The following is a 1032-nucleotide window of genomic DNA, read 5'->3' on the forward strand; positions in this document are numbered from 1 at the left end:
ATCCAGGTCGGGTCGGTGGCGGTCGGTGGGGATGCGCCGGTGTCGGTGCAGTCGATGACCACGACCCGTACGTCGGACGTGGGTGCGACGTTGCAGCAGATCGCGGAGTTGACGGCGTCGGGCTGTCAGATCGTGCGGGTGGCGTGTCCGACGCAGGATGACGCGGATGCGTTGGCGACGATTGCCAGGAAGTCCCAGATTCCGGTGATTGCGGATATTCATTTTCAGCCGAAGTATGTGTTCGCGGCGATTGATGCGGGCTGTGCGGCGGTGCGGGTGAATCCGGGGAACATCAAGCAGTTCGACGACAAGGTCAAGGAGATCGCGCGGGCGGCGAGTGATGCGGGTACGCCGATCCGGATCGGTGTGAATGCGGGTTCGCTGGATGCGCGGTTGCTGAAGAAGTACGGGAAGGCGACTCCTGAGGCGTTGGTGGAGTCGGCGTTGTGGGAGGCGTCGCTCTTCGAGGAGCACGGTTTCCGGGACATCAAGATCTCGGTGAAGCACAACGATCCGGTGGTGATGGTCAATGCGTACCGTCAGTTGGCGGCTCAGTGTGATTACCCGTTGCACCTGGGGGTGACGGAGGCGGGGCCGGCGTTCCAGGGGACGATCAAGTCGGCGGTGGCGTTCGGTGCGTTGCTGAGTGAGGGGATCGGGGACACGATCCGGGTGTCGTTGTCGGCGCCGCCGGCCGAGGAGGTCAAGGTCGGTATCCAGATTCTGGAGTCGTTGAATCTGCGGCAGCGGCGGCTGGAGATCGTGTCGTGTCCGTCGTGCGGTCGGGCGCAGGTGGATGTGTACAAGCTGGCGGATCAGGTGTCGGCGGGTCTTGAGGGCATGGAGGTGCCGTTGCGGGTTGCCGTGATGGGCTGTGTCGTCAATGGTCCGGGTGAGGCCCGTGAGGCGGATCTGGGTGTGGCGTCCGGGAACGGCAAGGGGCAGATCTTCGTCAAGGGCGAGGTCATCAAGACGGTTCCCGAGTCGAAGATCGTCGAGACGCTCATCGAGGAAGCCCTGAAGATCGCCGAG

The 1032-nt window shown here is 63.7% G+C and carries 1 protein-coding gene; it reads left to right on the top strand.

Annotation, left to right across the window (positions count from 1 at the left end):
• Positions 1-1032: flavodoxin-dependent (E)-4-hydroxy-3-methylbut-2-enyl-diphosphate synthase (gene ispG / locus ACFU6I_RS48745; protein WP_384053031.1), on the top strand; the 1032-nt coding region annotated here is incomplete at both ends.

The sequence above is a fragment of the Streptomyces sp. NPDC057486 genome, from assembly GCF_042802415.1.
In the GTDB taxonomy this organism is placed as follows: Bacteria; Actinomycetota; Actinomycetes; order Streptomycetales; family Streptomycetaceae; genus Streptomyces; species Streptomyces yanii.